Annotated in this window: 19 protein-coding genes and 1 riboswitch; of the genes, 7 read left to right on the forward strand and 12 right to left on the reverse strand. The window is 71.1% G+C overall.

What is annotated here, in order from left to right; all coding sequences use genetic code 11:
* Positions 1-484: 484 nt before the first annotated feature.
* On the reverse strand, positions 485-5359 hold the full coding sequence (locus AB0H83_RS20355) for a zeta toxin family protein (protein ID WP_360095838.1): 4875 nt from the start codon (positions 5357-5359) through the stop codon (positions 485-487).
* 1120 nt (positions 5360-6479) lie between these two features.
* Here AB0H83_RS20355 and AB0H83_RS20360 point away from each other — a divergent pair.
* The 4 genes from AB0H83_RS20360 to AB0H83_RS20375 all read left to right on the forward strand — a co-directional run bounded on the left by AB0H83_RS20360 (position 6480) and on the right by AB0H83_RS20375 (position 10990).
* Positions 6480-8372, forward strand: a complete 1893-nt coding sequence (locus tag AB0H83_RS20360; RefSeq protein WP_360095841.1) for a TraM recognition domain-containing protein — start codon at positions 6480-6482, stop codon at positions 8370-8372.
* 20 nt (positions 8373-8392) lie between these two features.
* Positions 8393-8869 (forward strand): DUF4913 domain-containing protein, encoded by a 477-nt coding sequence (locus tag AB0H83_RS20365; RefSeq protein ID WP_360095844.1) that lies wholly within the window; start codon positions 8393-8395, stop codon positions 8867-8869.
* A 265-nt stretch (positions 8870-9134) separates the two neighbouring features.
* Complete coding sequence (locus AB0H83_RS20370; protein WP_360095847.1) at positions 9135-9320, forward strand: hypothetical protein; 186 nt, start codon at positions 9135-9137, stop codon at positions 9318-9320.
* Between the two features lie 35 nt (positions 9321-9355).
* Entirely contained in the window at positions 9356-10990 is a 1635-nt protein-coding gene (locus AB0H83_RS20375; RefSeq protein ID WP_360095850.1) for a cellulose binding domain-containing protein, read from the forward strand.
* On the opposite strand, the gene AB0H83_RS20380 is transcribed toward AB0H83_RS20375, so the two are convergent.
* The 4 genes from AB0H83_RS20380 to ligD (AB0H83_RS20395) all read right to left on the reverse strand — a co-directional run bounded on the left by AB0H83_RS20380 (position 10962) and on the right by ligD (AB0H83_RS20395) (position 14352).
* On the reverse strand, positions 10962-11582 hold the full coding sequence (locus AB0H83_RS20380; protein ID WP_360095853.1) for a LuxR C-terminal-related transcriptional regulator: 621 nt from the start codon (positions 11580-11582) through the stop codon (positions 10962-10964). The genes AB0H83_RS20375 and AB0H83_RS20380 overlap by 29 nt on opposite strands.
* A 150-nt stretch (positions 11583-11732) precedes the next feature.
* Entirely contained in the window at positions 11733-12338 is a 606-nt protein-coding gene (locus AB0H83_RS20385) for a response regulator transcription factor (protein ID WP_360095856.1), read from the reverse strand.
* A gap of 225 nt (positions 12339-12563) precedes the next feature.
* Positions 12564-13427 carry a non-homologous end-joining DNA ligase gene (ligD, locus tag AB0H83_RS20390; protein WP_360095859.1) on the reverse strand — a complete coding sequence of 288 codons (864 nt, stop codon included), beginning with the start codon at positions 13425-13427 and terminating at the stop codon, positions 12564-12566.
* Positions 13420-14352: a non-homologous end-joining DNA ligase gene (ligD, locus tag AB0H83_RS20395; RefSeq protein ID WP_360095862.1), complete on the reverse strand. Its 933-nt coding sequence runs from the start codon at positions 14350-14352 to the stop codon at positions 13420-13422. The genes ligD (AB0H83_RS20390) and ligD (AB0H83_RS20395) overlap by 8 nt, the downstream gene beginning before the upstream one ends.
* A 95-nt stretch (positions 14353-14447) precedes the next feature.
* Here ligD (AB0H83_RS20395) and AB0H83_RS20400 point away from each other — a divergent pair, with 95 nt between their 5' ends.
* Positions 14448-15410 carry a Ku protein gene (locus tag AB0H83_RS20400; protein ID WP_360095865.1) on the forward strand — a complete coding sequence of 321 codons (963 nt, stop codon included), beginning with the start codon at positions 14448-14450 and terminating at the stop codon, positions 15408-15410.
* A gap of 26 nt (positions 15411-15436) precedes the next feature.
* Here AB0H83_RS20400 and AB0H83_RS20405 read toward each other — a convergent pair whose 3' ends face one another.
* The 5 genes from AB0H83_RS20405 to AB0H83_RS20425 all read right to left on the reverse strand — a co-directional run bounded on the left by AB0H83_RS20405 (position 15437) and on the right by AB0H83_RS20425 (position 20620).
* Complete coding sequence (locus AB0H83_RS20405; RefSeq protein WP_360095868.1) at positions 15437-15904, reverse strand: hypothetical protein; 468 nt, start codon at positions 15902-15904, stop codon at positions 15437-15439.
* The gene (locus AB0H83_RS20410; protein WP_360095871.1) at positions 15901-17544 is read right to left on the reverse strand and encodes a fatty acid--CoA ligase; all 1644 of its coding nucleotides are present in this window, start codon (positions 17542-17544) and stop codon (positions 15901-15903) included. Before AB0H83_RS20410 ends, AB0H83_RS20405 begins: the two co-directional genes overlap by 4 nt.
* Positions 17545-17800: 256 nt before the next feature.
* Positions 17801-19366, reverse strand: coding sequence for an MDR family MFS transporter (locus AB0H83_RS20415; protein WP_360095874.1), 1566 nt, complete (start codon positions 19364-19366; stop codon positions 17801-17803).
* Complete coding sequence (locus AB0H83_RS20420) at positions 19363-19860, reverse strand: MarR family transcriptional regulator (RefSeq protein ID WP_360095877.1); 498 nt, start codon at positions 19858-19860, stop codon at positions 19363-19365. Before AB0H83_RS20420 ends, AB0H83_RS20415 begins: the two co-directional genes overlap by 4 nt.
* A gap of 361 nt (positions 19861-20221) precedes the next feature.
* Positions 20222-20620, reverse strand: coding sequence for a winged helix-turn-helix domain-containing protein (locus AB0H83_RS20425; protein ID WP_360095880.1), 399 nt, complete (start codon positions 20618-20620; stop codon positions 20222-20224).
* A 318-nt stretch (positions 20621-20938) separates the two neighbouring features.
* Between AB0H83_RS20425 and AB0H83_RS20430 the strand changes: the two genes are divergently transcribed.
* Positions 20939-21175 (forward strand): hypothetical protein, encoded by a 237-nt coding sequence (locus AB0H83_RS20430; RefSeq protein ID WP_360095883.1) that lies wholly within the window; start codon positions 20939-20941, stop codon positions 21173-21175.
* A 278-nt stretch (positions 21176-21453) separates the two neighbouring features.
* On the opposite strand, the gene AB0H83_RS20435 is transcribed toward AB0H83_RS20430, so the two are convergent.
* Positions 21454-23025 (reverse strand): hypothetical protein, encoded by a 1572-nt coding sequence (locus tag AB0H83_RS20435; protein ID WP_360095886.1) that lies wholly within the window; start codon positions 23023-23025, stop codon positions 21454-21456.
* Between the two features lie 230 nt (positions 23026-23255).
* On the opposite strand from AB0H83_RS20435, the gene ricT reads away from it, so the two are divergent.
* Positions 23256-24089, forward strand: coding sequence for a regulatory iron-sulfur-containing complex subunit RicT (gene ricT, locus AB0H83_RS20440; RefSeq protein WP_360095889.1), 834 nt, complete (start codon positions 23256-23258; stop codon positions 24087-24089).
* A 12-nt stretch (positions 24090-24101) separates the two neighbouring features.
* Here ricT and AB0H83_RS20445 read toward each other — a convergent pair whose 3' ends face one another.
* Positions 24102-25352: an aminotransferase class V-fold PLP-dependent enzyme gene (locus AB0H83_RS20445; protein WP_360095892.1), complete on the reverse strand. Its 1251-nt coding sequence runs from the start codon at positions 25350-25352 to the stop codon at positions 24102-24104.
* 12 nt (positions 25353-25364) lie between these two features.
* Positions 25365-25481, reverse strand: a riboswitch (SAM riboswitch).
* Between the last annotated feature and the right edge of the window lie 16 nt (positions 25482-25497).

The raw sequence follows: 25497 nt of genomic DNA on the forward strand, positions 1-25497 counted from the left end.
ACCGGCATCAGGTGGGCCGCTGGATGCCGCTGCTCCGCAGGGCCGGATCACCCGGCTCGCCGCAGGGGCCGAGCTTTTCGAGGATCTCGGAGTTGTCTGGGGCGAGCGCGGGCCTGGCGATGTGGTGCCTCCCGGTCAGATGTAGTGCCTCCTGGTCACCTGTTCGCTGGCGTGCCCAAGCTGGGGGCGTCGGCGCCTGCACCGCCCCCAACACCACCGGCAGATCAGCCTCCACCACCACCGGCACCCGCATAAGTTCCTCAGCAACCCGCGGGCTATCCGCCGCCGCGCCAACCGCACACACCAACCCCAGCGAACCCGAGGCCAACTCGGCGCCGGCGACAGCACGAGCAGCTACCTCACCCACCGACACAGCCGTTGGAGCACCACCACGATCACCGAAACGTCGACCCCCGCGACGAGCACGCGCTGATCATCGCGGACCGGCCGCCCGTGAAGGGCATGAAGCCCGGCGCGTCGACCGCTATCTTTCTGGCGCGTTGTCCCTGTGCGGCCGTTGAGGTTCATGGGCTGGCCGGTCCGGCCGGGTTGCTGGCGGTACACCGGATTTCTGGTGCGAAACCGCGCCCCTGGTGTCAACAGGGAACGCCAGGCCCGCGGCGATGGCTCCTGGTGACGCGCCCTGGCTCGGCTGCCCACTCCGGCGATCGTCCCGGTCATCCTGACGATCCCTGTCGAGCCCGGGATCCGGCACGGAAGGCTCCCGACCTGCCTGCTGTGCCGACGTCGGCTCTGGCGGCAGCAGGTGCGCCTCTTCCGCGCGGCGTTCGAGGTCGTGCACGCGGTCAACCAGGTCAGGGGCGAGTGGGGGCTTACGCTCGGGGTCGACCAGGCGGGCCTTTCGACCGCGAAAGTCGGCCGCCTTGGACGCCGGCCACGGCCGGCTCCGCTCGGTCTCGATCGCGGCCCTGGCCCCGGGTGGATCCCTCCATGTGCCCTCGGTGGTGAGGACATTGTCGTACACCGGTTCACCGCCGCGCTGGCGCACCGTCACCCGGTGGGCGAGGTGGTCACGTTCGCAGTGCTCCGCAACGTCGAGCGTTCCGGTCAAGGACGCCTCCTGCGTCGCTGGCGGAACCCAACGGCCGTACCCCACCGCGTCGCGCATCTGCTGGTAGCGATCGATGACACTCAGTTCGCTCGTATGCCCGTCCGCCGCGACGTAGGCGACTTCGATCCGATAGCCGGCGTCCCGGAACTCCTGCAGCCGCTCGACATCGACCTCCCCGGCCATTGGGCTGCTGATCACGACGTCGAAGCGCTGCTCGCGCACATACTCGGCGGCCTGGGACCACCACGGGGAGGTCAACGGACCGATCAGCCCACCGACCGTTCGGTCATCGGCCAGGGCCAGTTCCTCGTACCGGGGGTGCAGCGGCAGGAAATCATCGCTGTCGATGGTAGCCGCGCCGAGCCGGTCGGCGGTCTCGGCCTGCAGGGTCTTCTTGCCCGCACCGGGCTGACCGCCGATGAAGACCGCCGTGGGCGGGCGGTCAGCCCGGGGGACGCCGGTGAGGGTGGGAAGGATCTGCTCCTGGAAGATCCTGTTCCGTTCGGCATCGCTCAACGCGAGGTCGTCAACCCTCAGCCCAGCATCGCCCATGCGTTCGGCCACGGGCGAACGGGGGGTGCTCTCGATCAGCGCCTCGCTGGTGGACTGTGGGAAGGCTTGAGCGGCCGCCTCTATGCCAGACTTCGGCGCCACGGAATCCGCGCGTTCCATGGGCGTTCCGGCGCCGATTTCGAGCCGGCTCGCACCGGACTGGTCGATCGTGGACTCGTTGTCAGTTGGGTTGTCAGTTGGTTCGTCAGTTGGTTCGGGTTCGGCTTCGCCTGGTCGGAAGACGATCAGGGTGGCGGAGCCGCCCAGGCGGTCGGTGTGCCACCGGTCTACGACGGCTCGCAGGACGGTCGCGAGCTTCTCGGGGTCACCGAGCAGGGTCGGGTGCACCAGCAGCCGATGTGGCCCGTTCGGTGCTGGTTTCAGGGTGCCCATGATCTCTGGTGATCCGCCGTCGTGGACGGTAACGTCCAGCTCGATCTCGCCGTCCTGGGTGAGGACGCGCAGGAGCCCGGTTGGGGAGGCGCGGATGTGACGCGCCATGCCGGCGTCGCCGGGCAGCGGCTGAAGAGACAACCACCTGTTGCGGGCCATCACATCGACCGCGTCGGCGACGGTGTGACGGAGCGGATCACGCCGGCGTTCGTCATCCACCCAGTCGCGTACCGCCTCGGCCTGGCCTTGGTCGGGCCATTCGTCGTAGCGGGCGCGCAGCGCGGCGAGCTCCAGCTGGCCCTCGTCGAGGGCGAGGCCGAACCGCCGCTGGACATCGGCCACGACGGCATCCCAGCGAGCGGCGGCGCCGGTCTGGTCGGCCAGCAGACCCAGCCGCCCCAGCTCCGTCCGCAGGTAGCCGCGCAGCATGGTGGGGGGCTGGGCCACGGGCAGACGGTGTTCTCCGGCTGCGCCTGCTGCCACCTCGGCCGGGTTGTTGACCACGCGGTCGAGGTCACGGGCGATCTCGACGAGCCGGTTCACCGCGAGTGCGTCGCGGCGATGCAGTCGTACGCCGTCCGGTTCGTTGTCGCCGGGCCGCAGCGACGGTCCGAGGCCCAGATCCGACGCGAGTGCCCGCTGGATGCCGATTCCCCCTCGAACCGCGATGCGCACGACGCCGCGTCTCAGGTCTCGTCGCCGCCGGGCCGGGCTCGGCGGCGCCGGGTACCGCATAGGGACGATCTCCTCGTTCGCGGCCCGTCCCGCTTCCGCTCGGTTCCGGACCGCCTCGGCGATCTCGTCCATGCTGTACGGCAGTCGGTCCGCCGCCTCGGTGAGCTGGCGATCGCGATCGATCCGCGTGTCCAGCAGCTCGATCCGGGCACCCGCCACCTCCGCAGCGCCCATCATCGCGTCGTAGAAAGCATGTCCGGCCACCCAGACCCACCCATTCCCGCCGGGAAGGCCGTCGATCCACATGAGATACGGCGCTGTGGCGGTCATCGAACCGATGAATGCCCCGGCCCACTTGCGACCCTGCGTGGCCAGGTTCATCTCGTACGGGATGCCCGCCGCCTTGTCACGCCGGTGCTGCTCCCTGCGACCGGACGATGGCTCTGGCCGGCTCTGGCGGACCTGGCCGTCGTCGAGGATCGCCTTGATCGCTTGCTCCGTCTGGCGGAGGTGATGCAGTGCGCGCGCCGCCCTGGTCGTCGCGGCGTCGTCGGCCATCTGTTTGATGGCTTGGTTCCAACCCTTTCCAAGACTCGGGCCACGGCCATTGGCGGCCACCATGTTGGCCTTCATCAGCTCGGGCGACTCGGCCGAACCCGTGTAGAACGACGGGGCCTGCCCCGCGACGAGATGACCGAAAAGGCGACCCGGGTTCGTCAAGGCCGGCGGCAGGGCCGACGGAAGGTGGGCCATGCCGTAGGTGAAGGCTTCGTCCCGTGGTGCCGGACGACGGGTTATCCGCTGCAAGCGGAGCCAGGCTGGCTGGAGCCAGTTACGCCGCCGCCGCATCTCGGCCAGCCGGTGTTCCACCTCCGGCGCGGTTCGTTCGATCATCGCCTCGACGTCCGCGAGGGCTTTCTCCAGGTGCCTGCGGGTGTCCCCGGTCGGTGTGTCCACCTCGGACCGGATGCGGTTCACCAGGTAGTAGATGGCCTCGGCGGAATCGTTGCGCTTCTGGTCCGGCTCGTGCGCCTCCAGTTCCCCCCGCTTGGACGTGACGCTTTGCTCGAAAGGGTCGGCCGCATGATTCACGGCGGCCTGCGCCAGTGAAGCACCGATCATGAGGCCAGAGCCGGTGAGGATTTTGCCGAGCCCAGCGCCGGCAGCCCACATGAAGCCCGTTACCGCGGCGGCCCCCGTGACGCCGAATGCGATCCGCTCCTTCACCGCCTGGCCCCACGACATGCCATCGTGGCGCTCGGGTGGGCGTGGATCGGCCGGTTTCGGGGCGTCCAGCGTCAGCGGGACCTTGGGCAGCACCTTGGCCATGCCTCCGTCAACCTGGCTTTGCAGCAGGTCGCCAAGGGTGTTTGTGGTCACGCTGATCAGAATGCTGGCGGGGTCACGCCCGAAGTGAACACCGACAACCCCCGTGTTGGTGCTGACGCCCCCGGACTTCAGCATCCGGCGCACCCACCTGCCGAGAACGAGCCTGCCGCGATCGGTCGGGACGCCGAACGGCTGGTCAAGCCGTTTCACCCGGCCCGGTTCAGTCATCAGCAGGGCACGTAGATCATCGTCAAGGCCGGGCAGCGCGTCGACAAAGTGTCTGATCATGATGCGCTCGGCCCGCGAGGCGACCGGATGCAGCGCGGTGAGGACACGTGCGCGAGCGTCCTGGGCGGCCGACGCCTCCGCGCCGTCGGCGCGCTGACCGAACTCGGCCAAGACCCCGGCCGCGTCCACCAGGATCGCCGGGTCGCTCGCGTCCATGCGCACCTGCATCCGGAAGGCGCCGTCCGGCCCCTCAACCAGCCGGACCGCGAAGCCCCGATCGCCCGGTGCGACGACCTCCACCGGCAGATGCGACACCACATCGCCGACCCGCACCGTCACGACCGGGTCTGTCACGTCCCGGATGGCCGCGCCAACAACGGCATCCGTCGCGAACCCCGGTGCGAGGGCGAGTGCGACCTGCAGTGCGGCGACGACGGTCGCCTCGGTTGCCTCCGCGCGCGTGTCGAACATGCGTCGGGCAACCGAGCCGTCCATTGACTCCAGTCGTCGCCAAACTGCCTCGGCCCGCTCCCGCGCTCGCGGTTGATCGCCGAGCAACCCGCTCTCGGCGAGCAACGCCACCACAATGTCCGGCTCGTCGATGAGCGATGCCTGCTCGATCGCGGCCAGCCTGGCCAGATCGGTGGCAGATTGCTTCCTACTCGGCCGGGCGGCGGGGGCGAGGGTGTTCGGCACCTCCAGGAACTCGTCTTGACGAACCAACTCCACCGCACCGACCACATGGACGGCGAGAAGGCTCGCCAACCGCCCCGGATCGCCAACTACCGAATCCCCAATGGTGATCCGCGCCCGGCTCGTCGACGCCGCGTCGCCCACCACGGCCTCGACGCGCTGGCTCCTGGTGGGGCCAAGCGAGTCGAAGGCCACCTCGGCGGTGAGGGTACGGCCGCCCGCGGTCCGTACCCGTATCGTCGAGGTGACTTCGTCGTAGCCGTCCAGCTGCAGGCCCGGGTCAAGCCTCGCCAGCCCCTCACGAATCCTGGACGCGGCGTCATCCAGGGCAGCTGCAGCCGCGGCGAGCTGCTGGGCGCTGCTCTCCCGCACCATCCGCTCCACGAAGAACGGCCCCTGCTCGTCCTGCCGTGCCAACTGTGGTGCGGACTGCGCGTGCTGCCCCCCGGCGAGGTGGCTCCGCGCGGCCATTACGACCCGACCGTCGGCTGCGCGCGGCGGCAGCCCGTCGGGTCCGTCGGCGGGCGCGAGGAGCTGAACCTGCGCCGAAGGTCGCGGGCCGAGGCTTGCCGGCCTCGCTCCGGCGCGGCCCAGAACCGGCTGACCTCCGTGAGGTGGGCGGCCACCAGATCGTGCGGCTGAGTCGCCTGGAGGCGGTGCCGGTGGTCGAGGCGCGCGGCCGGGACCTGGTCTGTGAGGTCCGGCTGGTCAGCCATCAACGCTTCCGCAGCAGGTCAGCGAAGCCGCCGCACGCCCGCTCGACGTCCCGGTCGAGATCCGCATCGAGGAGACCGCTGACACCAACGCCTCAAGCATTTCCCCCGCCGCTCCGAGCGCTCCCTTGCGCGACCCTGATTTTACGGACCGACCCCGTTGCGTCCAGTGCGGTATATCACCAGTTCGAGGCCGAGCGAGCGTGTGTCCATGATCGCGACGACCGAGCGGTCATGACCCCGAGACACGGTGCGCCGTCCGTGGAACTGCTGCACAGCGCCCGCAGCTCGAACGAAAAACCGGCATTAATAGGTAGACGTCTATGCAAGTGCCAGGGCTGAGACGTTGGCCATTGACTTTTGGTAGTTTTTGATGTCGGCATCGGCTCCTTCGACGTGAATCATCTCATCTTCGCGGCCTGACCTGCCTCTCGACTGTGCGGACCGCTCGGCGCGCTGACGCAACGCCGCCTCGGCGTGCCGTCCCAGACCCAGTAGCACTGCTTGATCAACGTCTTTGACTTACCGCGAGAGGACTGGTACCTTCGCCGATGCGTGAGTAGCTGCAAGCAATGGGTAGCATTCTGGATTTCTCCACTTCCGTGCAGGTCGTAGCACTGGTACATACCTCGATACCCGCCTGATTTCCTTTCTGAATGCATCTTGGAGCGATACGCGTGCCGTTTCAAATTGGACCGATGGCTCGAAACTGAGCCGCCTTCGATCCGGTGGCGTCCGCCGTTCGTCCGCAGCAGCCGTACAGCCGTGCTTTTCGGGCACACCTTCCGTAATCGGCCCATTTCGCAACAATCGCATGGGCTGAAATGCAATTCGGTAACGCCAGGGTCCGCTGGACTGCGGCAGAGTCGCCGCATAGTCGGGATGGTGAAGTGAAAAGCCGCCTCATCGTGAAGAGCCGGCGCATATTCGCGCTGCTTGCCCCTCGTTGGGAATTCCAGGATCTACTGGTTTTAGCGGCCATTCTGCTGGCGTTGGTCGGCGTCGGCGTGGTGTGTGCCGTGGTGTGGCTGCCGATCTGGCTCACCGACCCGCCCGGCTACCACGGCGGCGGGCCCTTCCAGGTGGTCATGTCCCTGGCCTCAGGCGAGATCCAGTGGACCGCCGCCTGCACCGTGGTCGTGATAGCCGAAGGCATCGTCGTGGCGGTGCCGGCCACGTGGGCGGCACGTGAGTGGCAGCGGCGGAGGCTTGGCCGCACCCGGGTCGACGCGATGGCCGGCTCGATGGCCAGCCGGAAAGACCTGGCCAAACTCAGCCCGGCCGGCGTCGCCGTCAGCGGCCGGCGACTACGGGCGAGCCTCGCCGGCGTCGACAAGCCCGACCCCGACCAACTCGGTGTACTGATCGGCTACACCGTCAAGGGCGGCATGCCGCTGCGGCAGTCCTGGGAGGACATGGCCATCGACATCTGGGGGCCACGCACCGGCAAGACCACGGCCAGAGCCATCCCTGCCGTGGTCGCCGCACCCGGACCCACCGTCGTCACCAGCGTCAAAGGCGACATCGTCGATGCCACCCGGGAGGTACGGGCCACTCGGGGCACGGTATGGATATTCGACCCGCAGGACATCCTCGCAGGCGAACAGCGGCTGTGGTGGAACCCGCTGGGCCAGATCCGCACCGTCACCGACGCCCGCCGCCTTGCCGAACACTTCGCCGCCGTCGAACGGGAACCCGACGTCAGCCGGGACGCCTTCTTCGACCCCACCTCGGAGGAACTGGTCGCCAACCTGCTCCTCGCCGCCGCGGTGGGAGACCGGGACATCCTGACCGCGTACCGGTGGGCGGTCAACCCGCGTGACGACGAACCCGCACTGCTGCTGCGCGATCACGGCTTCGCACTGCCGGCGGAATCGGTGTCGGGCATGCTCAACATGCCCGACAAGACCCGAGGCGGCATCTTCGCCGGTGCACAGAAAATGCTCATGTGCCTGACCGAACCCGCCGTTGCCCGATGGGTCACCCCACCAGCAGATCCCGCGCTCCCCGAATTCGACCCGGTTGCGTTCGTGACCAGCACCGACACGCTCTACCTGCTGTCCCAGGGCGGCCCCGGCTCCCCCGCCCCACTGGTCGCCGCCATCACCCATGCGGTGCTGCACGCCGGTGAACTACGAGCCCGTACCTCAGCCAACCGCCGGCTGGACCCACCCCTGCTGGGCGTTCTCGACGAGGCCGCGAACATCTGCCGCCTCCCGCAACTGCCTAACCTGTACTCGTACTACGGCTCCCACGGACTGTCACTCATCACCATCCTGCAGTCCTACCCCCAAGGCGTCGAGGTCTGGGGACAGGAGGGTATGCGCAAACTGTGGTCCGCGGCGACGGTACGCACCTACGGCGGCGGCGTCGCCGACCCGGACTGGCTTGAAGAACTGTCCAAACTCATCGGCGAACATGACGTCACCGTCCGGTCGACCAGCCTCGGCGATGGGCTGGGACTCGGAACGCAAAACGGGTGGGGGGACATGCAGCGATCCATCAACCACGCCCCACGCCGGCAGCGTGTCCTGGACGTGTCCGACCTGCACGCGCTCCCCCTCGGCCGGATGGTCGTCTACCACTCAGGCAGCCCACCGGTCCTTGCCCGGACCGCACCATGGCAGACCGGCCGGTACGCCGACGCCATCCGTGCCTCCATTGCCCGCTGGGATCACGCCGGTCATGTGTCGACCGAACCCCTTGGTGACCGCTGACGACTGCCGGAGCAGAGCTCATGATCAACCCCGGCGCCGATCCGAGCGTCCTGCCGGGCCGGCCCGCCAGGGCTGCGACCGGGTCTTCGAGCATCCCACCGGTTCCCAACACGCACGGACCAAAGCCGGATGACCCGAAACCCGTCTTCAGCAACATCGACGCCTTCGTCCGCGGCTATCTCACCCAGGTGGTCGAGCGGCGTATCGCCGTCGGTGCCACAGCGGGGCTCTACTGGTGTCCGCGCTGGTGGGCCCACCCGGAGGGCATCTCCCGCCTGTACTGCCTCTGGCGGGTGTGGGAGACCCTGCGGGTGTCGGACCCCCAGACCGGCATGAGCCTCTGGTGGCGCGACCACTTCGATCCACACTTCGCTGCCCTCACCAGCGAGGTGGGCCCCTTCAGCCGCTGCCGCCCGGACCGGCACGTCGACCCACAACCACTGCCATCCGAGCCGGCGCCACCAGAGATACTCGCCCAGTTCTACGATGGCGGCTGAGGTCGAATGCGGCCTCAGTCAGCCTCCCCCGTTCAGAGGGGAATTGGCTCATCGGGGGCGATGAAGGAAAGGTGCGCCTGACCCGGCCCACCGCCCGGCACGCGAATAAACTCACCACCCTGGAACGCAAGACCGGCTGGCGATACGCGATCATCGCGACCAACATCCGCCGCATCCACGCCGTGCCCGGCTCACACCACCCGCAGTTCCTCGACGTGCTGCACCGCTCACCCGCCACAGTGGAAGACCAGGGGCCGACCTCGCCATGCTGTTCGTCCTGGCCAGGGCGCTGCTGCGGGGCACGGACCCGGCGGCGCGGCGACCGCTGGGCATCGTGGCCGCCGCGATGGTCGTCTTCACCGTGGGCGACGGCTCCCTCGGGCACCTGCAGGCGCACACCGCCGAGGTCGAGCGCACCGCCTGGAGCGGCAGCTGCCCGCCGGCACAGTAGCGGGCTGACCGGCGGCGAGTGATACTCGTCGCACCATGCGTGACTCTGTGCGTCTTCGTGCGGGCGCGTCGCTCCTCGCCGCCACGGGAGCGACCATCGCCGGGGTGGGACTGACCGGTGCCCTTCCCGGAGCGCTGGCCGTCGTCCCCCTGGCGGCCGCGGCCGCCCTCGCGGGCACCCTGCTCGGCCCGGCCGCGGCGGCGATCTGGCTGCCGGCGGCGGCGCTGCTGTGGTGGCTGCACCCGGGCACCGGGACCACCGGCGGCCCGGGCTCCGGCAGCGGCACCGGCGGCGCGGTGGCCGGGCCGCACCCTCTGGTCGTCCTCGGCGTGGTCGCCACCGCCGGCCTGCTGCCCGTGCTCGCGCTGCGGATCCGGCGGATGTGGGCGAGCCGGGGCGAGCGGCTGCGGGTCGAGGCCCGGGCCGCCGCCGCGGCCGCGGAGCGGGCCAGGCTCGCCAGGGAGATGCACGACTCGCTGAGCAAGACCCTCGACGCGATCGCCCTCGGCGCGGCGGCCCTGCCCGGCACCCTCGCCGAGCCGGACCGGGCCAGCCGGCTCGCGGCGACGCTGCGCGACGGGACGCTCGACGCGGCCCGCGACGCCCGCGTGCTCATCGACGAGCTGCGCTCCAACCCGGCCGACGCGCCGCTGGCCGACCTCGTCGCCGCGATCGGCCAGGAATGGTCGGTGACCAGCGGCGTCGGGGTCATCCTGCACAACACCGACGTCGACGTCGCGCCCGAGGTCGGCATCGAGCTGTGCTGGATCCTGCGCGAGGCGCTGCGCAACATCGCCGCGCACGCCCGCGCCGAGCTCGTCGCGATCACGTTGACCCGCGCCGGCGGCGAGGTGACCCTGGAGGTCCGCGACGACGGCGACGGCTTCGCCGTGCCCGGCGACCTGAGCGTGCTGCACCGCGCCGGCAGCCATGGCCTGGTCGGGATGACCGAGCGGGCCCGGCTGTGCGGCGGGGCGCTGACCGTGTGGTCCCGCCCCGGCGCTGGCACCCGGGTCACCGCCACCGTGCCGGCCGGGCCGGCGCCGGTGGGCGCGCCGCCGTCGCGCCGGCTGCGGCTGCTCGTCGGCGCGGCCGCGGTCGCCCTGCCGGTGGCGCTGATCCTGCCGTTCACCGGCGCCGCGGCGCCGCCCCGGGACCAAATCGCCGCGCCGCCGGCCGGGTCCGTCCCGTCGCTGATGACGGCGCAGGCGCCGGCCGCCGTCCCGCCCTCGGCGTCGGGGCCGACGGTCGCACCGGCCGCCTCGAAACCGCCGAAGACCGCCGCCGCCTCGTCCGGCCCCTCGACCGCCGCAGGCGTTCCCGGCGCCGGAGGATCCACCGGTACCGGCGCCGCAAACGCCTGCAGGGTGCGCTACTCCAAGCGCAACGAGTGGAATTTCGGCTTCGTCGCCGAGGTCGTGGTCACCAACAGCGGCACGAAGGCGATCGACGGGTGGTCGCTGCGGTTCGAGTACTCCTCCGGGCAGAAGCTCATCAGCTACTGGAACGCGGTCGCCACGCAGACCGGCGCGACGGTCATCGTCGAGGACGGCGGGTACACGCCGGAGCTGGCGCCGGGCGCGATGCTCATGTTCGGGCTGCAGGGCACCTGGCAGGACGCCAACCCCGCGCCGACCGCGTTCACCCTGAACGGCGTTCAGTGCGGCTGAGCCACTGCACGATCGCCTCGGTGCGGTTGTTGACCCGCAGCTTCAGATAGATCTGGCTGACCCGGTTGCGGACCGTCTTCTCCGCCAGGTCCAGCCGCACGGCGATCGCCGCGTTGGGCTCGCCCGCCGCGATCAGGTCCATGATCTCGTGCTCGCGGCGGGTCAGCGGCTGGTGCAGCAGCGCCGGGGTCCGGTCGGAGGAGCGGTGCTGCACGTGGTCGACCACCACCGACAGCGGCACCGGGGACATCCGGCTGTGCCCGTCGGCGGTGGCCAGGGCCGCGTCCAGCAGGTCCGCGCGGGTGTACTGGCCCTCCACCAGCAGGCTGCGCGCGCCGGCCCGCAGGATCGGCACCACGTCGCCGGGCGCCACCGTGTAGGCCACGACGAGCACCGGCGGCCGCGGCGGCGGCAGCGTGGCGAGCGCGGTCAGCTCGCGGATCGGCGCGTGCGTGTGCAGCACGACGAGATCGGCTTCGGCCGGCCCGCCGTTGAGCACGTGCAGCAGCGGGCGCACGTCGAGCGCCGTGGCGCAGGGGCGCAACAGTTCGGCGAGGCTGTCGCCGGTGGAGCTGATGACCAGGACCCGCATGCCGCCACGACACCACGGGGCAGCGCGGATGGCAACGCTTCTCGAAACTTGCGGTGGGTGCGCCCGGCGGGTTCGCCCACGTCGCCGCGCGGGCCGCACCCAGCGGATTTGGGTGCGGACCGGCCCGAAACCGGGTGTGGCGGCACGGGTTCAGGCCCGCCGCCAGCGTTGGATCGCGCCGGCCCGGCTCGTCGCGGCCAGCTTGGCGAAGATCCGGTTCACGTGGTTTTCGACGGTCTTCGATGAAAGGACCAGGGTCGCCGCGATGTCCCTATTGGACAGTCCGCGGGCGATCAGGTCCATCACCTCCGCCTCCCGCTGTGACAGCCCGTGCCGGGGCGGCGCGGCCCGCACCGCCGAGACCAGCACCCGCGCGGCGCTCGGCGACAGGTGCGACTCGCCGCCGGCGACCGCGCGGACCGCGTGCAGCAGCTCCGCCGGGCCGAACTGGCCATGCACCAGGAAGCCGATGGCGCCGGAGCGCACCGCGTCCAGGACGGTGCGGTCGTCGCCGCTGCGGGTCAGCATCAGCACCCGGCTGTGCGCGCTGATCGCCCCGACCACGGACAGGCCGTCGCGGACCGGCATGCGGTGGTCCAGCAGTGTCACGTCCGGGCGGTGCAGCCGGGCCAGCCGCAGCGCCTCGGCGCCGTTGGCCGCCTCGCCGATGACGGCCAGGTCGCCGGCGCCGTCGAGCATGTCCCGCACGACCGCGCGGACCACGCTGTTGTCGTCGGCGACGAGGACGGTGGTCATTGCCGGGACCTCCTTGGGTGGGTCCCTGCGCGGCGCGGGACAACGATGCCAACGATGTTCGCCATTGTTTCGCGGTGCTGCCCGCATGCTTACGCTACCCGTCATCGGGAGCGCTCCCACGCGTACCGCCACCGCGCCGGGGGCGCTCCCAGCCGCCGTTGCTGACCGCCCCTCCGGAAGGACCGCAGCATGCGTCTCCCGCGCCGCCGGCGCCTCCGCCGGGGGCTACCCGTCGAGCGCGCGCGAGAGCACCACCGAGGACGTGAGGTCGGCGATGGTCAGTACCCCTTCCGCGACCTCGTCCCAGGTCAGCGGCGCCGACACGGTCGGCAGCGCGCCGGCGCGCAGCGAGTAGGGCGCGACCGTCGTCTTGAACGCGTTGTTCTGGCTCCAGTCGATGAACACCTTGCCGGGCCGTAGCTGCCTGGCCATCTTCGCCACGACCAGGTCGGGCCGGCGGCGGGACAGCTCCTCGGCGACGTCCTTGACGTACGCGCTGATCTCGTCGGCGGTCTCGTCGCCGGGCAGATCCGCGACGAGCTGCATGCCCTTGCGCCCGGAGGTCTTCGGCCGCACGTCCAGCCCGTCCTCGGCGAGCCGGTCCCGGACCAGCAGCGCGACCTCGTAACAGGCGGGCAGGCCGGCGGGCGGGCCCGGGTCGAGGTCGATGACCAGCTGGTCAGGGTCGAGCGGCTCGCCGTCGCCGGAGACCCGCCACTGCGGGGTGTGCAGCTCCAGCGAGGCGAGGTTCGCCAGCCAGACCAGGGTGGCGAGCTCCTCGACCACGATGAAGTCGATGGTCTCGCGGCCGCGGCTGGACCCCGGCACCGGCAGCCGGACCGTGCGGACCCAGTCGGGGGTGCCGGCCGGGGCGTTCTTCTCGAAGAAGCTGTTGCCGTCCACCCCGTTGGGGAACCGGATCCGGGTCAGCGGCCGCCCGGCCAGGTGCGGCAGGAGCACCGGCGAGATGCGGGTGTAGTAGTCGATGACCTCGGCCTTGGTGAAGCCGACCTGCGGGTAGAGCACCTTGTCGAGGTTGGTCAGGTCGAGGTGGCGGCCCTCGACGTCGACGCGGATCCGGTCAGGCATCGGTGACGTCCGCGGGTGTCAGGTCGGGCCGGATGCGCAGGAAGCGCGGGAAGCGCAGCCGTCCGTCGCGGGTACGGTGGCTGAACTTGACCTCGACGACGAGGCTGGGCTCGACCCAGACGGCGCCGCGGGCGTCCTCGCGCGGCACGGTGCCGCCGAACGGCGACTGCGCGACGGTCAGCTCGCGCAGCGCGTCGAGCAGGGCCCGCTCGGCGGCACCGGAGATCCCGCCGCCGACCCGGCCGCGAAACTCCAGACCGCCGGGCAGCGGGACGCCGACCAGCAGGGCGCCGAGGGCGCGCTTGCCGGGCCGCCAGCCGCCGACAACGAACTCGCAGCTCTCCTCCAGCTTGACCTTCACCCAGTCGGGCGAGCGCAGGCCCGGCTGGTAGGGCGAGGCGGTCCGCTTGGCGACGACCCCTTCGAGGGCGTTGTCGCGGCTGGCCGCGACGGTCGCGGGCCCGTCGTCGAAGGAGGGCGGGATGACGGCCCGCGGCCCCAGCCGCAGCCCTTCGAGGATGTCGCGGCGGCCGGTGTACGGCGTCGCCAGCAGCTCCCTGCCGGCGGTGCGCAGCACGTCGAAGGCGAGATACGACACGGGCAGCGCGACGGCGAGGCGGGCGGCGCGGGCCGGCTCGCGCACGTGCATCCGCTCGGCGAGCAGCTGGAACGAGGGGCGGCCGGCCTCGTCCATCGTGACGACCTCGCCGTCCAGGACGGTGTCGTCGAGCCCGTCGCCGATCCCGGCCAGCTCCGGATAGGCGGCGGTCACCTCGACGCCGCTGCGCGCGTAGAGGCGGGTCTCGCCGCCGCTGATCACGGCGATCGCCCGGATGCCGTCCCACTTGAACTCATACGCCCAGCCCGGCCCTGATGGCAGCGGGCCGGTCGTGGCGAGCATCGGTGCCGGCGGGCCGGTCCCCATCACCACACCATAGTTCGCCGCGGACTTCCTCGCGTGACGGTCGAAACGATGCGATTCTGGGTGTCAGAGGTCAACACGCTGCGGAAAGGATCCCAATGCGCGCGATCTGGAAAGGCGCGGTCTCCTTCGGGCTCGTGTCGATCGCCGTACGCCTGTATTCGGCGACGGAGGAGAAGGACATCCGCTTCCACCAGGTCCACCGCGACGACGGGGGCCGGATCAGGTACAAGCGGGTCTGCTCGATCGACGGCGAGGAGGTCAGCTACGACGACATCGCCAAGGGCTACGACCTCGGCGGCGGCGAGATGGTGATCCTCACCGACGACGACTTCGCCGACCTGCCGCTGACCACCAGTCGGGCAATCGAGGTGCTGGAGTTCGTGCCGGCCGAGCAGGTCGACCCGATCCTCTACAACAAGGCGTACTACCTGGAGCCGGACAAGACTGCGGCGAAGCCCTACGCGCTGCTGCGCGACGCACTCACCAACACGGAGCGGGTCGCGATCGTGAAGGTGGCGCTGCGCCAGCGCGAGCAGCTGGCGACCCTGCGGGTCCGCGAGGACGTGCTGGTCCTCAACACGATGCTGTGGCCGGACGAGATCCGGGCGGCGAAGTTCGACATCCTCGACGAGGACGTGTCGGCCCGCCCGGCGGAGCTGGCGATGGCGGGCTCGCTGATCGAGTCGATGGCGGCGGACTTCGACCCGGCGACGTACACCGACAACTACCGCGAGGCGTTGCAGGAGGTCATCGACGCCAAGGTGGCCGGCAGGGAGGTCGTGCAGCCGGAGGAGACCGAGGAGGCGCCGGCCGCGGCGGTCGACCTGATGGCGGCACTGCGGGCGTCGGTGGAGCGCGCCAAGGCCGCCCGCGGCGAGACGGCGCCGGCGAAGAAGACCGCCTCGGCGAAGAAGGCGACGGCGGCCGCGAAGCACGACGACGAGGTGGCCGGGGCGACGCCGATCAAGCGGACCGCGGCGAAGAAGACCACCACGGCGGCGAAGAAGGCGGCACCCGCGAAGAAGGCCACCCCGGCCAAGGCGCGCAAGTCCGCCTGAGCGCGCGGCTCAGCTGGTGCGGGGGCTCAGCTGGTGGTGCGGGTGAAGTACACCGTCGCCGTCGCCCGGTCCAGCAGCAGCGCGGTGCCCTCGACGCGCAGCCAGGACGGGGCAGCGGGAGCGAAGGGCCGCAGGTCCTCCGGGACGGCCGGCGCCGCCGCGGGCTGGGTCGCCGGCAGCGCCGCGGCCCGCTCCGCGGTGATCACCGCGAACCCGTCCATGGTGTAGTCCATCGGCCCGATCTCCGGGCAGGACCGGGCCCGCGCCTCGTGCTCCTGCCAGTGCACGTCCTGGATCGGCGCGAGTTGCGGCCACATCTGCTCGATGCGGATCTTCTGGGTGATGACCGCGGTCTTGGTCGGCTTGTCGACGTCCTCGCACCCGGCGAGTCCCGGCACCCAGTCACGCAGTGCCAGGACCACACCACAGGAAGCGATCAGGCAGGCGAACACCGCGCCCGAGACGAGCAGCGCGATCTTCGCCGTGCGGTTCACCCGTTGATCTGTACCACCTCGAGTCCACCGCCGGCATAGTCGGCCCGGACCCGCTTCTTGTCGAACTTGCCGACGCTGGTCTTCGGCACCTCCGCGATGAACGACCAGCGCTCCGGCAGCTGCCACCTGGCCACCTTGTCGCCCAGGAACTCCCGCAGCTCGGCCGCGTCGACGCCGGCGCCCTCCCTCAGCACGATCGTGGCGAGGGGGCGCTCGCCCCACTTGTCGTCCGGTACCCCCACGACACACGCCTCCAGGACGGCGGGGTGGGCCATGAGCGCGTTCTCCAGGTCCACGGAGCTGATCCACTCGCCGCCGGACTTGATCACGTCCTTGGCGCGGTCGGTCAGCGTGAGGAAGCCATTCGGCGACAGGGTGCCGACGTCGCCGGTACGCAGCCAGCCGTCCTCGAACTTGTCGGGGTCCGGCCCGTCCTCGCCGACGTACTGCGCGGTGATCCACGGGCCGCGGACCTGCAGCTCCCCGACTGCCTTGCCGTCGTTGGGCATGACCTCGCCGGTCGGGCCGACGATGCGGCCCTCCACACCGGCCGGGATGCGGCCCTGGGTGTAGCGGTACGCCCACGCCTCCGGGCCCTCGACGCCGGCGGGCTCGCGGGCGATCGAGCCCAGCGGGGACATCTCCGTCATGCCCCAGGCGTGGATGACCTCGATGCCGTGCCGCTCGGAGAACGCGTGCATCAGCGCCGGCGGGCAGGCCGAGCCGCCGATGACGACCTCCTTCAGCGAGGACGTGTCGGTCGGGTTGGCGTCCAGGTACGCGAGCAGGTCGGTGAAGATCGTCGGCACGGCGCCGGCGAACGTCGGCTTCTCCGCCGCGATCATCTGCGCCAGCGGCGCGGCCTGCAGGAACCGGTCCGGCATGATGAGCGAGGCGCCGCTCATCATCGCCGCGTAGGGCAGGCCCCACGCCATGGCGTGGAACATCGGCACGATGCACAGGTCGCGCACCTTCGGGCCGAGCCCGAAGCTCTCCGCCATGCACACCTCCATCGAGTGGAGGTAGATGGAGCGGTGGGAGTACGCGACGCCCTTCGGGTTGCCGGTGGTGCCGCTGGTGTAGCACAGGGCGGCGGCGTCGTGCTCGTCCAGCGCCGGCCAGTCGTACACGTCGGACTTCCCAGCCAGCAGGGCGTCCCAGCGGTGCACCGCCACGCCGTCCTTCTGCAGCTTCGACGCGTCGCCGTCGCCGACCACCACGATGTGCCGGACCGTGTCCAGCTGCTGCAGGACGTTGGCGAGCAGCGGGATCAGCGTCGAGTCGACGATGACGACCCGGTCCTCGGCGTGGTTGGCGATGTAGGTCAGCTGGTCGGGGAAGAGCCGCAGGTTGAGGGTGTGCAGCACGGCGCCCATGCTCGGCACGGCCAGGTAGGCGATCAGGTGCTCGGCGTTGTTCCACATCAGCGTGCCGACGCGCTCGTCGCCGGTCACGCCGAGGTCGTCGCGGAGGGCATGGGCGAGCCGGGCGGCCTGGCGGCCCACTTCGGCGTATGGGGTATGTCTGGCACCGGCGTCGGTCCCGGTCCACGTGACGACCTCGGAGTCGCCGTGGACCGTGGCGCCGTGCTGCAGAATCCGGGAGATCAGCAGGGGTGTCTGCATCATCGTGCTGCGCATGTACTGCACGCTAATGTGCGCTGACTCACAACGGAACCCCGGGGCTACTCGTGAGTAGCTCCGGGGTTCCTGAGTGCTCGCTGCGGGTGCCGGATTCGCTGGTGATCTTGCTTGCTTGCCCGATTGATCGAAGTCGTGTCGTGGTCATCCAGACGGCCAGGACGCGACTTGGATCACCGCGGCGGTCCACCGGCCGCTCGCCGCACCCCGGACGCCGCGTGCGGCGCGGGCAGTGCCGACGTCGGCGGTCACCGCGTCAGAAGGTGGCGGCCTTGGCCTCCATCTCGGCGGCGGCGTCCTCCTCGCCCGCCACCTCGGCCGGAGCGGCGCCACCCTGCAGCGGCTTGTCCGGCAGCGCGATCGTGATCACCGTGCCGACGAACGCGACGACCGCCGCGGCGAGGAACACCGGGTGCAGCGCGTTGACGAACACGTGCTCGACCGCGTCGAGGACCTGCGGCGGCAGCTTGCGGACCTCGGCCGGGGAGTTGATCGACACGCCGGCCATGCCGCTGCCGCTCATCTGCTCCGACAGCTTGCTGTTCATGACCGCGCCGAGCGCCGCGACGCCGACCGAGCCGCCCAGCGAGCGGAAGAACGTCGCCGCGCTGGTGCCCGCACCCATGTCGCGCAGGTCGAGCGCGTTCTGCACGGCGAGGATCAACGGCTGCATCGCCATGCCGAGACCGACGCCGATCACGGTCATGTAGATGAACGCCTGCCACAGCGGCGTGTCGACCTCCAGCGTCGTGAACAGCAGCAGCCCGGTACCCATGATCACCGTGCCGGCGACCGGGAACCACTTGTAGCGGCCGATCCTGCTGATCGCCCGGCCGGCCACGATCGACGTCACGATGACGCCCGCCATCATCGGCAGCATCAGCAGGCCTGACCGCGTCGGCGAGGCGCCCTTGACGATCTGCAGGTACAGCGGGACATAAATGATCGAGCCGAACATCGCGAAACCCAGGATGAACGTCGAGGTGTTGGCCAGCGAGAACGTCGCCCGTTTGAACAGCCGCAGCGGCAGGATCGGCTCCTCGGCGCGCCCTTCGGCGACGATGAACAGCGCGGTCAGCACCGCACCCCCGGCGAGCAGGCCGAGGATGGTGGGGGAGCCCCACGCGTACTCGTTGCCGCCCCACGACAGCGCGAGCAGCCACGAGCTGACCGCCGCCACCATCAGCGTCGCGCCGAGGTAGTCGATCCTGTGGTCGCGGCGGGTGTGCGGCACCAGCCGCAGGACCCGGCTGCACACGAACAGCGCGAACACGCCCAGCGGGACGTTGATGTAGAAGATCCAGCGCCAGTCGGTCTCGGCGAAGTAGCCGCCGACGAGCGGCCCGGCCACCGACGAGATGCCGAACACCGCGCCGAAGAGGCCCTGGTACCGGGCCCGCTCCCGCGGCGCGATCACGTCCGACACGATGGTGAACGCGAGCGTCATGAGACCGCCGGCGCCGATGCCCTGCAGCGCCCGGGTCGCGATCAGCTGGGTCATGTCCTGCGACATGCCGGCCAGCAGCGAGCCGACCAGGAACGTCGAGATGGCGAACAGCAGCACCGGGCGGCGCCCGTACAGGTCGCTGATCTTGCCGTACAGCGGGGTCGACGCGGTCGACGCGAGCAGGTACGCCGTGACGACCCACGAGTAATGGTCGAGCCCCCCGAGCTCACCGACGATCGTCGGCAGCGCGGTGCCCACGATGGTCTGGTCGAGCGCGGCCAGCAGCATCCCGGTCATCAGGCCACCCATCAGCAGCATGATCTGCCGATGGGCGAGTTGCGGCCGGGCCTGTTCCGGCGGCGCGACGGTGGTCATCGAGCGTCCCTTTCGGAAGTGGCGCCTTTTTCGGCGCTTGGCAACCTTTCGGCGAGCGATTGGTTGAGTTGCGTGAAGAGGGCAGCAAAGATCTGGCGTTCCTCGGGCGTCCACCCGGCGAGGAGCTCCCGCCACGTGGCGATCCAGCGGGCGCGGTTCTCCTCGAACACCTCGTGCCCGAGCTCGGTGACCTCCACCAGGCTGGCCCGGCGATCGGTCGGGTCCGTCGCGCGACGCACCAGCCCCGCCGTCTCCAGGGCGCCGACCTGCCGGCTGACCGTGGACAGGTCCAGCGCGACGTCGGTGGCCAGGGCGGACAACCGGAACGGCCCGTCGACCGCGATCCGGCTCAGCAGCATGTACGCGGGCCGCTCCAGCCCTCGCCCGGCGTCACTCCACTTGAGCGTGGCGAACAACCGCTCCGAGAGGCGGATGAACCGCCCCACCTGCCGCCCGATGGCAGCATGCTCGGCCTGCTCGGCGTCGTCGTCCACGGCCCCTCGTCCCTGCGGTCCAGATACTTGCTTGATACAAGCATCGGTTCACGGGGTGAAGTTCATCAACCTAATTACGGGTGATCCGCGTTACTGCAACCGCCGCCGGCCGTGCGCCGTCGGCGGGTCACGGACCCGCTCACCGGCGGCGGGCTCGGGGCGGCGGTGCCGGGGCGGCGGGTTGGCGCACTAGCTCGGGACGCCAGCCGCAGCGGTGAGTCGCAGCGGCAGTGGCTCGCGGCAGCAGTGGCCCGCGGCGAGGTGGTGACTCACGGCGGTGGCAGGCCGGACTGGTGGCGGCTCGCGCCACCCGCTCGACGGCGGAGTTGCAGTGCTCGACCCGGCTCGGTCGGTCCCGTGCCTACTCGGGTCCGGAAGGGCCGAACTCGAAGCGGTCCGCGGGGTACGTCTTGTCGCCCACCACCAGCACGGGCACCCCGTCGCCGAGGCCGTGCTCCTTCTTCTCCTGCGGCGTGGGCATGCGCGCCCAGACGACCTCACCCTGGTGCAGCCAGACGCGGTCGCGCGGTGCGTTGGCCCGGACCCGGCTGCGGTATCCGCGCTTGCTCTCGACGAGCCCCTCACCGCGCAGATACGCCATGGCGTCACGGATCGTGTCCCGGCCGACGTCATACTCCTCGGCCAGGTACTTCTCCGAGGGCAACAGGCTCCCCGGAGCCATCTCGCCACTGACGATCTTCTGCCGGATCGCGTCCGCAACCTGCAGGTAGAGTGCGAGGCCCGAACTCCGGGAGATCATGACCGCGACCATATGAAGGCCAATCGGTATCCGAGATTGTGGCCTTATGGCTACTACGCTAAAGTTGGCGTCAGGCGCGGGACCGGGCTGGGCGGTCCGGTTCCGCGCCACCAGGTCCGGGGTGCGGCGCCGTTCCACGACGCTGCGAGCCGCGCGGCGTCGCACCCCACCCAAGCGCCCGGCACAGCACCAGAGCCCGCACACCAGAGCCCGGCACAACACCGTTCAACAGGTGTTCCCGCTGCTCGCGGGGTGTAACGCACTTCGTGGTGTCGCTTTTTTCCGGTGCATAGCCGGCCCGGCCGATCGGAGCCAGCCATGGACGACGAACTCTTCCCCATCGTCACCCTCGACCTCCGCGCCATCCGCACCGTCATCACCGAAGACGAAGGCGACCCGATCCTCCTGGTCGACGACGGCGACGTGCAGATCGAGTTCGGCTCGGGCCTCTGCGGCACCTGGGAGCAGGCCATCCTCGGCGCAGAACGCATCGCCACCGCCGCCGAACAGTTCGCCGACGCCCTGCGCCGCCAACATGTCACCCTGGCCGCCTGACCTCCGGCGCAGGCCCCACCACCCCGTCCGGCCACCTGGCCGTCTTCTTCCTCGAACCCCCGCTGAGCGCTCACCACCCGGCCTTCGCCGCGCCGCCCTCCGAGTGCCGTGCCACCAGCATTGCGGTGGTCACGCCCCATCGCAAACCGCTATCCACAGCCTGTGGATAACTACCCGAGTTATCCACAGGATGTCCCCACACCACCACTGCCACCAGGAAAAACAGCGCCGCCCGGGCAGCCCCAGGAGCAGGGCTGCACGGGCGGCGAAGGGGTCTCTCAGGCGGCCCTGCGGCGCGCCAGGATCTGCAGCAGCCGCCCCCCGACGACCAGCAGGACGCCGCCGCCGAGCATCAGGGCCACATTGCTGCCGGTGACCGGAAGGCCCGCGCCGCCGCCGCTGGTGTTGCCGCCGCCGGTGCCACCCGTACCGCCGCCGTGGCCGTAGCCGTCGTCGTCATCATCGTCGTCCGAGCCGTAGCCGCCGTCAGAGTCCGACGGGGCGGTGGTCGAGCCAGGGCCGGCGGGAGCCTTGGGCGCCGCGGCGGCCGCCTCCAGCGTGCAGACGCCCAGGTCGATCAGGGCCGTCTGGTCGGCCGGGCCGGAGCCGCCGTGGCCGTACCCGCCGGTGGACTTCCACGTGGAGCGCGAGATCAGCTTGACCCGTACCGAGGCGGCCTTCGCGTACACGCCGGTCGAGCTGAACTGCTTCTCCACCGAGCCGAGCTCGACCCGCAGCACCACCACCCGGGCCGGCGTGGAGGACGAGGACTCGGCGGGAGGAGTGGCGCCGAGCAGGCCACCCACGGCCGGCAGGCCGGGCAGCGCGCCGAGCACGCTGTTGAGGTCCACGCCCGGCACGATCGCGGCGGCGCCGGCCACCGTGCCGGACAGCGCGCCGGTGATGCCGGTCAGCAGGTCCAGCAGCGGCAGGCTGCCCAGCAGCGGGAGGTTCTCGGTGCGGGCCAGGTCCGCGGCGGCCGCGGCGCTCGCGGCGTCGACCGGCACGACCACGTCGACGTGCGAGCCGGCGGCCGACACCCGGGTCGGCGCCTGGCCGGGGATGGTGATCTCAAGGACGGGAGCGGTGTAGTCGACCGTCTTCGTGGTGCCGGCCAGCACCCGCAGGGACGGCGGGCTGACCACGCGGACCCCGATGGTGGACGGGCCGTGGTCCAGGAGCTTGAAGTCGGCGATACCGCCCGTGGCAGCGGCGGTCGCGGCGGGACGGCCGCCGGCCGCGCCGACGTCGGTGACCGTGGCGCTCTCGACGGCGTTGATGCGCAGCAGCGCGCGGCCGTCGCGGCCGGGCAGCACGGTGAGACCGGCCAGCGTCGCCGACGCCGTGGCGCGCGGGCCGTCGGCGGTGGTGCAGCGCCCGGCGTGCTGCCACGACGCCTGAGCACGCAGGCCGCCGACGCCGAGCCGCAGCGCGCCGAGGTCGACGCCGGCGACGTTCACGGCGTCGGGCCCGTCGTTGGAGGGGGGCGCCTGCTGGTACGCCCGCGGCCCGAGCACCCCGGCCGGCAGGTCGCCGCTGCTGCGCAGGTACCGGGCGTCGGCGGCGGCCCGCAGCATGCCTCCGGCGATACCCGAATGGGTGGTGGCCACCCGCAGCTCGGGCAGGACCAGGTTGGACAGGCCGGCGGCGCGCAGGTCGATGCGCCCCAGCGCGAGGGTGTTGCTGGCGGCGGTGGCACCGAAGCCCTCCGGGCAGGCCGCGTCGGCCGGTGCCGCCACCGCGGGCGCCCCTGACACGACCGGGCTCAGCGCTGCGACCAGCGCCGTTGCGGCGAGGGCGGCGAAGGTCCGGGCTGTTTTCGGGCGTGCGGAAGCAACAGGAGACGTCATGCTTGAGGTCCTCCGAGACCGGGAGTACGGGGGGTAGCTCGCCGGGGGGCGTGCCACTGCTGCCCCCAACGAGCCCTTTCCGGCCGGAGTTACGGCCCGGTTTGCGGGCTCATCCGCACTAGTAACGACGAAGTAGTTGGAATAGCTACGGGGTACACCAAAATGGACTTTCCAGGGCGATAGCCGCAGGCCATATGGAACTGGCAGTGGCCCGCGTTACTGTGCAACCCATGGGCATGCTGTGCGCGGTGAGCTTCAATCGCTACGGGCGGCTGTTCTACTTCGACCCCGGCGAGTTCCGCCCGGGCGTGGGGGACCGGGTGCTGGTCCCGACCGACGACGGGCCCGAGGTCGCCGAGTGCGTCTGGGCCGCCCAGTGGGTGAGCGAGGACACCGAGGGCTTCCCGCGCCTGGTCGCCATGGCCGCCGACGACGACCTGCGCCGCGACGAGCTGCTGCGCAAGCGCAAGGCCGAGGCCAAGGTCGCCGCGAAGAAGCTGATCCGCGACCACGAGCTGCCGATGAAGGTCGTCGCGGTGGACCACGTGCTGGATCAGTCCGGCGGCCAGGGCGCGCGGACCACGATCTATTTCACCGCACCCCATCGGGTGGATTTCCGGTCGCTGGTACGGGACCTCGGCGCCACCCTGCACTGCCGGGTGGAGCTGCGCCAGCTCTCGGCGCGCGACTCGGCCCGCGTGCAGGGCGGCATCGGATCCTGCGGCCGCGACCTGTGCTGCGCGACGTTCCTCAACGACTTCGAGCCGGTCACCATCCGCATGGCGAAGGACCAGGACCTGCCGCTCAACCCGCTGCGCATCTCCGGCGCCTGCGGCCGGCTGATGTGCTGCCTCAAGTACGAACATCCTTTGTACTCTTCATTTCAGGCAACTGCGCCGGCCGTCGGCACCCGGGTGTCCACACCGGACGGTGAGGGCCGGGTCGTCGGGCACAGCGTGCCGCGCGACTCCGTCACCGTCCGGATGGACGCCGACGGGTCGCGCTGTTCGTGCAGCCGTGCTTCGGTCTGCGGTTCGCGGCAGGCGTACGAGGAGCGTTACTGAAACAGGGGCGGTTCAGCGCCGTCGCAGCGCGTCGAGCAGCCGGTCGATGTGCGCCTCGGTCGTGCCGAGCCCGAAGCTGGCCCGCACCGCCTGAGCCGGCACCGGCGCCGACGGGTCGAGCCTGGCCGTCGCCTCCGCCAGCAGCCGCCGGGTCAGCGGGTGCGCGCAGAACAGCCCGGTCCGCACCCCGATCCCATGGTCGCGGCCGAGCCTGGTGGCCAGCTCGCCCGGGTCCTCGCCGAGCACCGCGAACGACACGATTCCGACCCGCTCCGCGTCCGGGCCGAAGAGCCGCAGCTCCTCCACGTGCGGCAGCTCGGCCAGCCCCGCCCGCAGCCGCGCCACGAGCGCGCGCTCGGTGCGCTCCTGGTGCCCCTCGGCGGCGAGAGCCCGGCACGCCGCGGCGATCGCGACCGCGCCGAGCAGGTTGGGGGTGCCCGCCTCGTGCCGCGCCGGGCCGGTCGCCCACCGCACGCTGAGGTCCCGGTCTGGCCCGCCGATGCTGACCCCGCCGGTGCCGGCGGCGCAGGTGCCGTCCACGTTGGCGCTGGCCCCGCCGCCCGCCAGGTACGGCTCCGCGGCGTCCAGCCAGTCCGCGCGGCCGGCGAGGACCCCGGCACCGAACGGCGCGTACAGCTTGTGGCCGGAGAACGCGACATAGTCCGCGCCGAGCGCGGTCAGGTCGACCGGGGCGTGCGGGGCGAGCTGCGCCGCGTCGACCGCGATCCTGGCCCCGTGGCGGTGCGCCACCTCGGCCAGCGCCGCGACCGGCCAGACCTCGCCGGTCACGTTGCTTGCCGCGGTCACGGTGACGAGGCCGCGCCGCTGCCGGCGCAGCGCCCGCTCCAGCGCCGCCACCGCCTCCTCCGGCGAGCGTGGCGCCGCCAGGTGCACGGTGCGCCGCCACGGCAGCAGGTTCGCGTGGTGCTCGGCGTCGAACGTGAGCACCGTCGTGTCCCCGGGCACCGCTCTGGCCAGCAGGTTCAGCGCGTCGGTGGTGTTGCGGGTGAAGATCACGGTGTCGCCGTCGCGGCCGCCGAGAAAGTCCGCGACGGTCTCCCTGGCCTGCTCATACTCTCGGGTGCACCGCTGCGACAGGGCACCGGCGCCGCGGTGGACGCTGCCGTAGAACGGCAGGAGCTCGGCGACGGTGTCAGCGACGACCCGCAGGCACGGGGCGGTCGCGGCGATGTCGAGGTTGGCGAAGTCGACGCTGCGGCCGTCGCGCAGCTTCACGTCACCGGGGGACAGGATCGTGGACATGGCAGAGCCCTCCGCTCGCGCTTGCCCGGACACACCGCGTGCCGGACCGTGTCATCACCCGGGGCACCCCGCCGCGAACGCGAGGGTTGCCGGCCAGCAAGCCGGGGCTGTGCGCTGGCACTCATGACCTGCGCTCACGATATCG

Source organism: Dactylosporangium sp. NPDC050688, assembly GCF_040654515.1.
GTDB lineage: Bacteria > Actinomycetota > Actinomycetes > Mycobacteriales > Micromonosporaceae > Dactylosporangium.

Bases quoted from the DNA above. Each gene is read 5' to 3' on its own strand.
- AB0H83_RS20360 (WP_360095841.1), top strand. From the start codon at position 6,480: ATGCAATTCGGTAACGCCAGGGTCCGCTGGACTGCGGCAGAGTCGCCG.
- AB0H83_RS20365 (WP_360095844.1), top strand. From the start codon at position 8,393: ATGATCAACCCCGGCGCCGATCCGAGCGTCCTGCCGGGCCGGCCCGCC.
- AB0H83_RS20370 (WP_360095847.1), top strand. From the start codon at position 9,135: ATGCTGTTCGTCCTGGCCAGGGCGCTGCTGCGGGGCACGGACCCGGCG.
- AB0H83_RS20375 (WP_360095850.1), top strand. From the start codon at position 9,356: ATGCGTGACTCTGTGCGTCTTCGTGCGGGCGCGTCGCTCCTCGCCGCC.
- AB0H83_RS20380 (WP_360095853.1), bottom strand. From the start codon at position 11,582: ATGCGGGTCCTGGTCATCAGCTCCACCGGCGACAGCCTCGCCGAACTG.
- AB0H83_RS20385 (WP_360095856.1), bottom strand. From the start codon at position 12,338: ATGACCACCGTCCTCGTCGCCGACGACAACAGCGTGGTCCGCGCGGTC.
- ligD (WP_360095859.1), bottom strand. From the start codon at position 13,427: ATGCCTGACCGGATCCGCGTCGACGTCGAGGGCCGCCACCTCGACCTG.
- ligD (WP_360095862.1), bottom strand. From the start codon at position 14,352: ATGGGGACCGGCCCGCCGGCACCGATGCTCGCCACGACCGGCCCGCTG.
- AB0H83_RS20400 (WP_360095865.1), top strand. From the start codon at position 14,448: ATGCGCGCGATCTGGAAAGGCGCGGTCTCCTTCGGGCTCGTGTCGATC.
- AB0H83_RS20410 (WP_360095871.1), bottom strand. From the start codon at position 17,544: ATGCGCAGCACGATGATGCAGACACCCCTGCTGATCTCCCGGATTCTG.
- AB0H83_RS20415 (WP_360095874.1), bottom strand. From the start codon at position 19,366: ATGACCACCGTCGCGCCGCCGGAACAGGCCCGGCCGCAACTCGCCCAT.
- AB0H83_RS20425 (WP_360095880.1), bottom strand. From the start codon at position 20,620: ATGATCTCCCGGAGTTCGGGCCTCGCACTCTACCTGCAGGTTGCGGAC.
- AB0H83_RS20430 (WP_360095883.1), top strand. From the start codon at position 20,939: ATGGACGACGAACTCTTCCCCATCGTCACCCTCGACCTCCGCGCCATC.
- AB0H83_RS20435 (WP_360095886.1), bottom strand. From the start codon at position 23,025: ATGACGTCTCCTGTTGCTTCCGCACGCCCGAAAACAGCCCGGACCTTC.
- ricT (WP_360095889.1), top strand. From the start codon at position 23,256: ATGGGCATGCTGTGCGCGGTGAGCTTCAATCGCTACGGGCGGCTGTTC.
- AB0H83_RS20445 (WP_360095892.1), bottom strand. From the start codon at position 25,352: ATGTCCACGATCCTGTCCCCCGGTGACGTGAAGCTGCGCGACGGCCGC.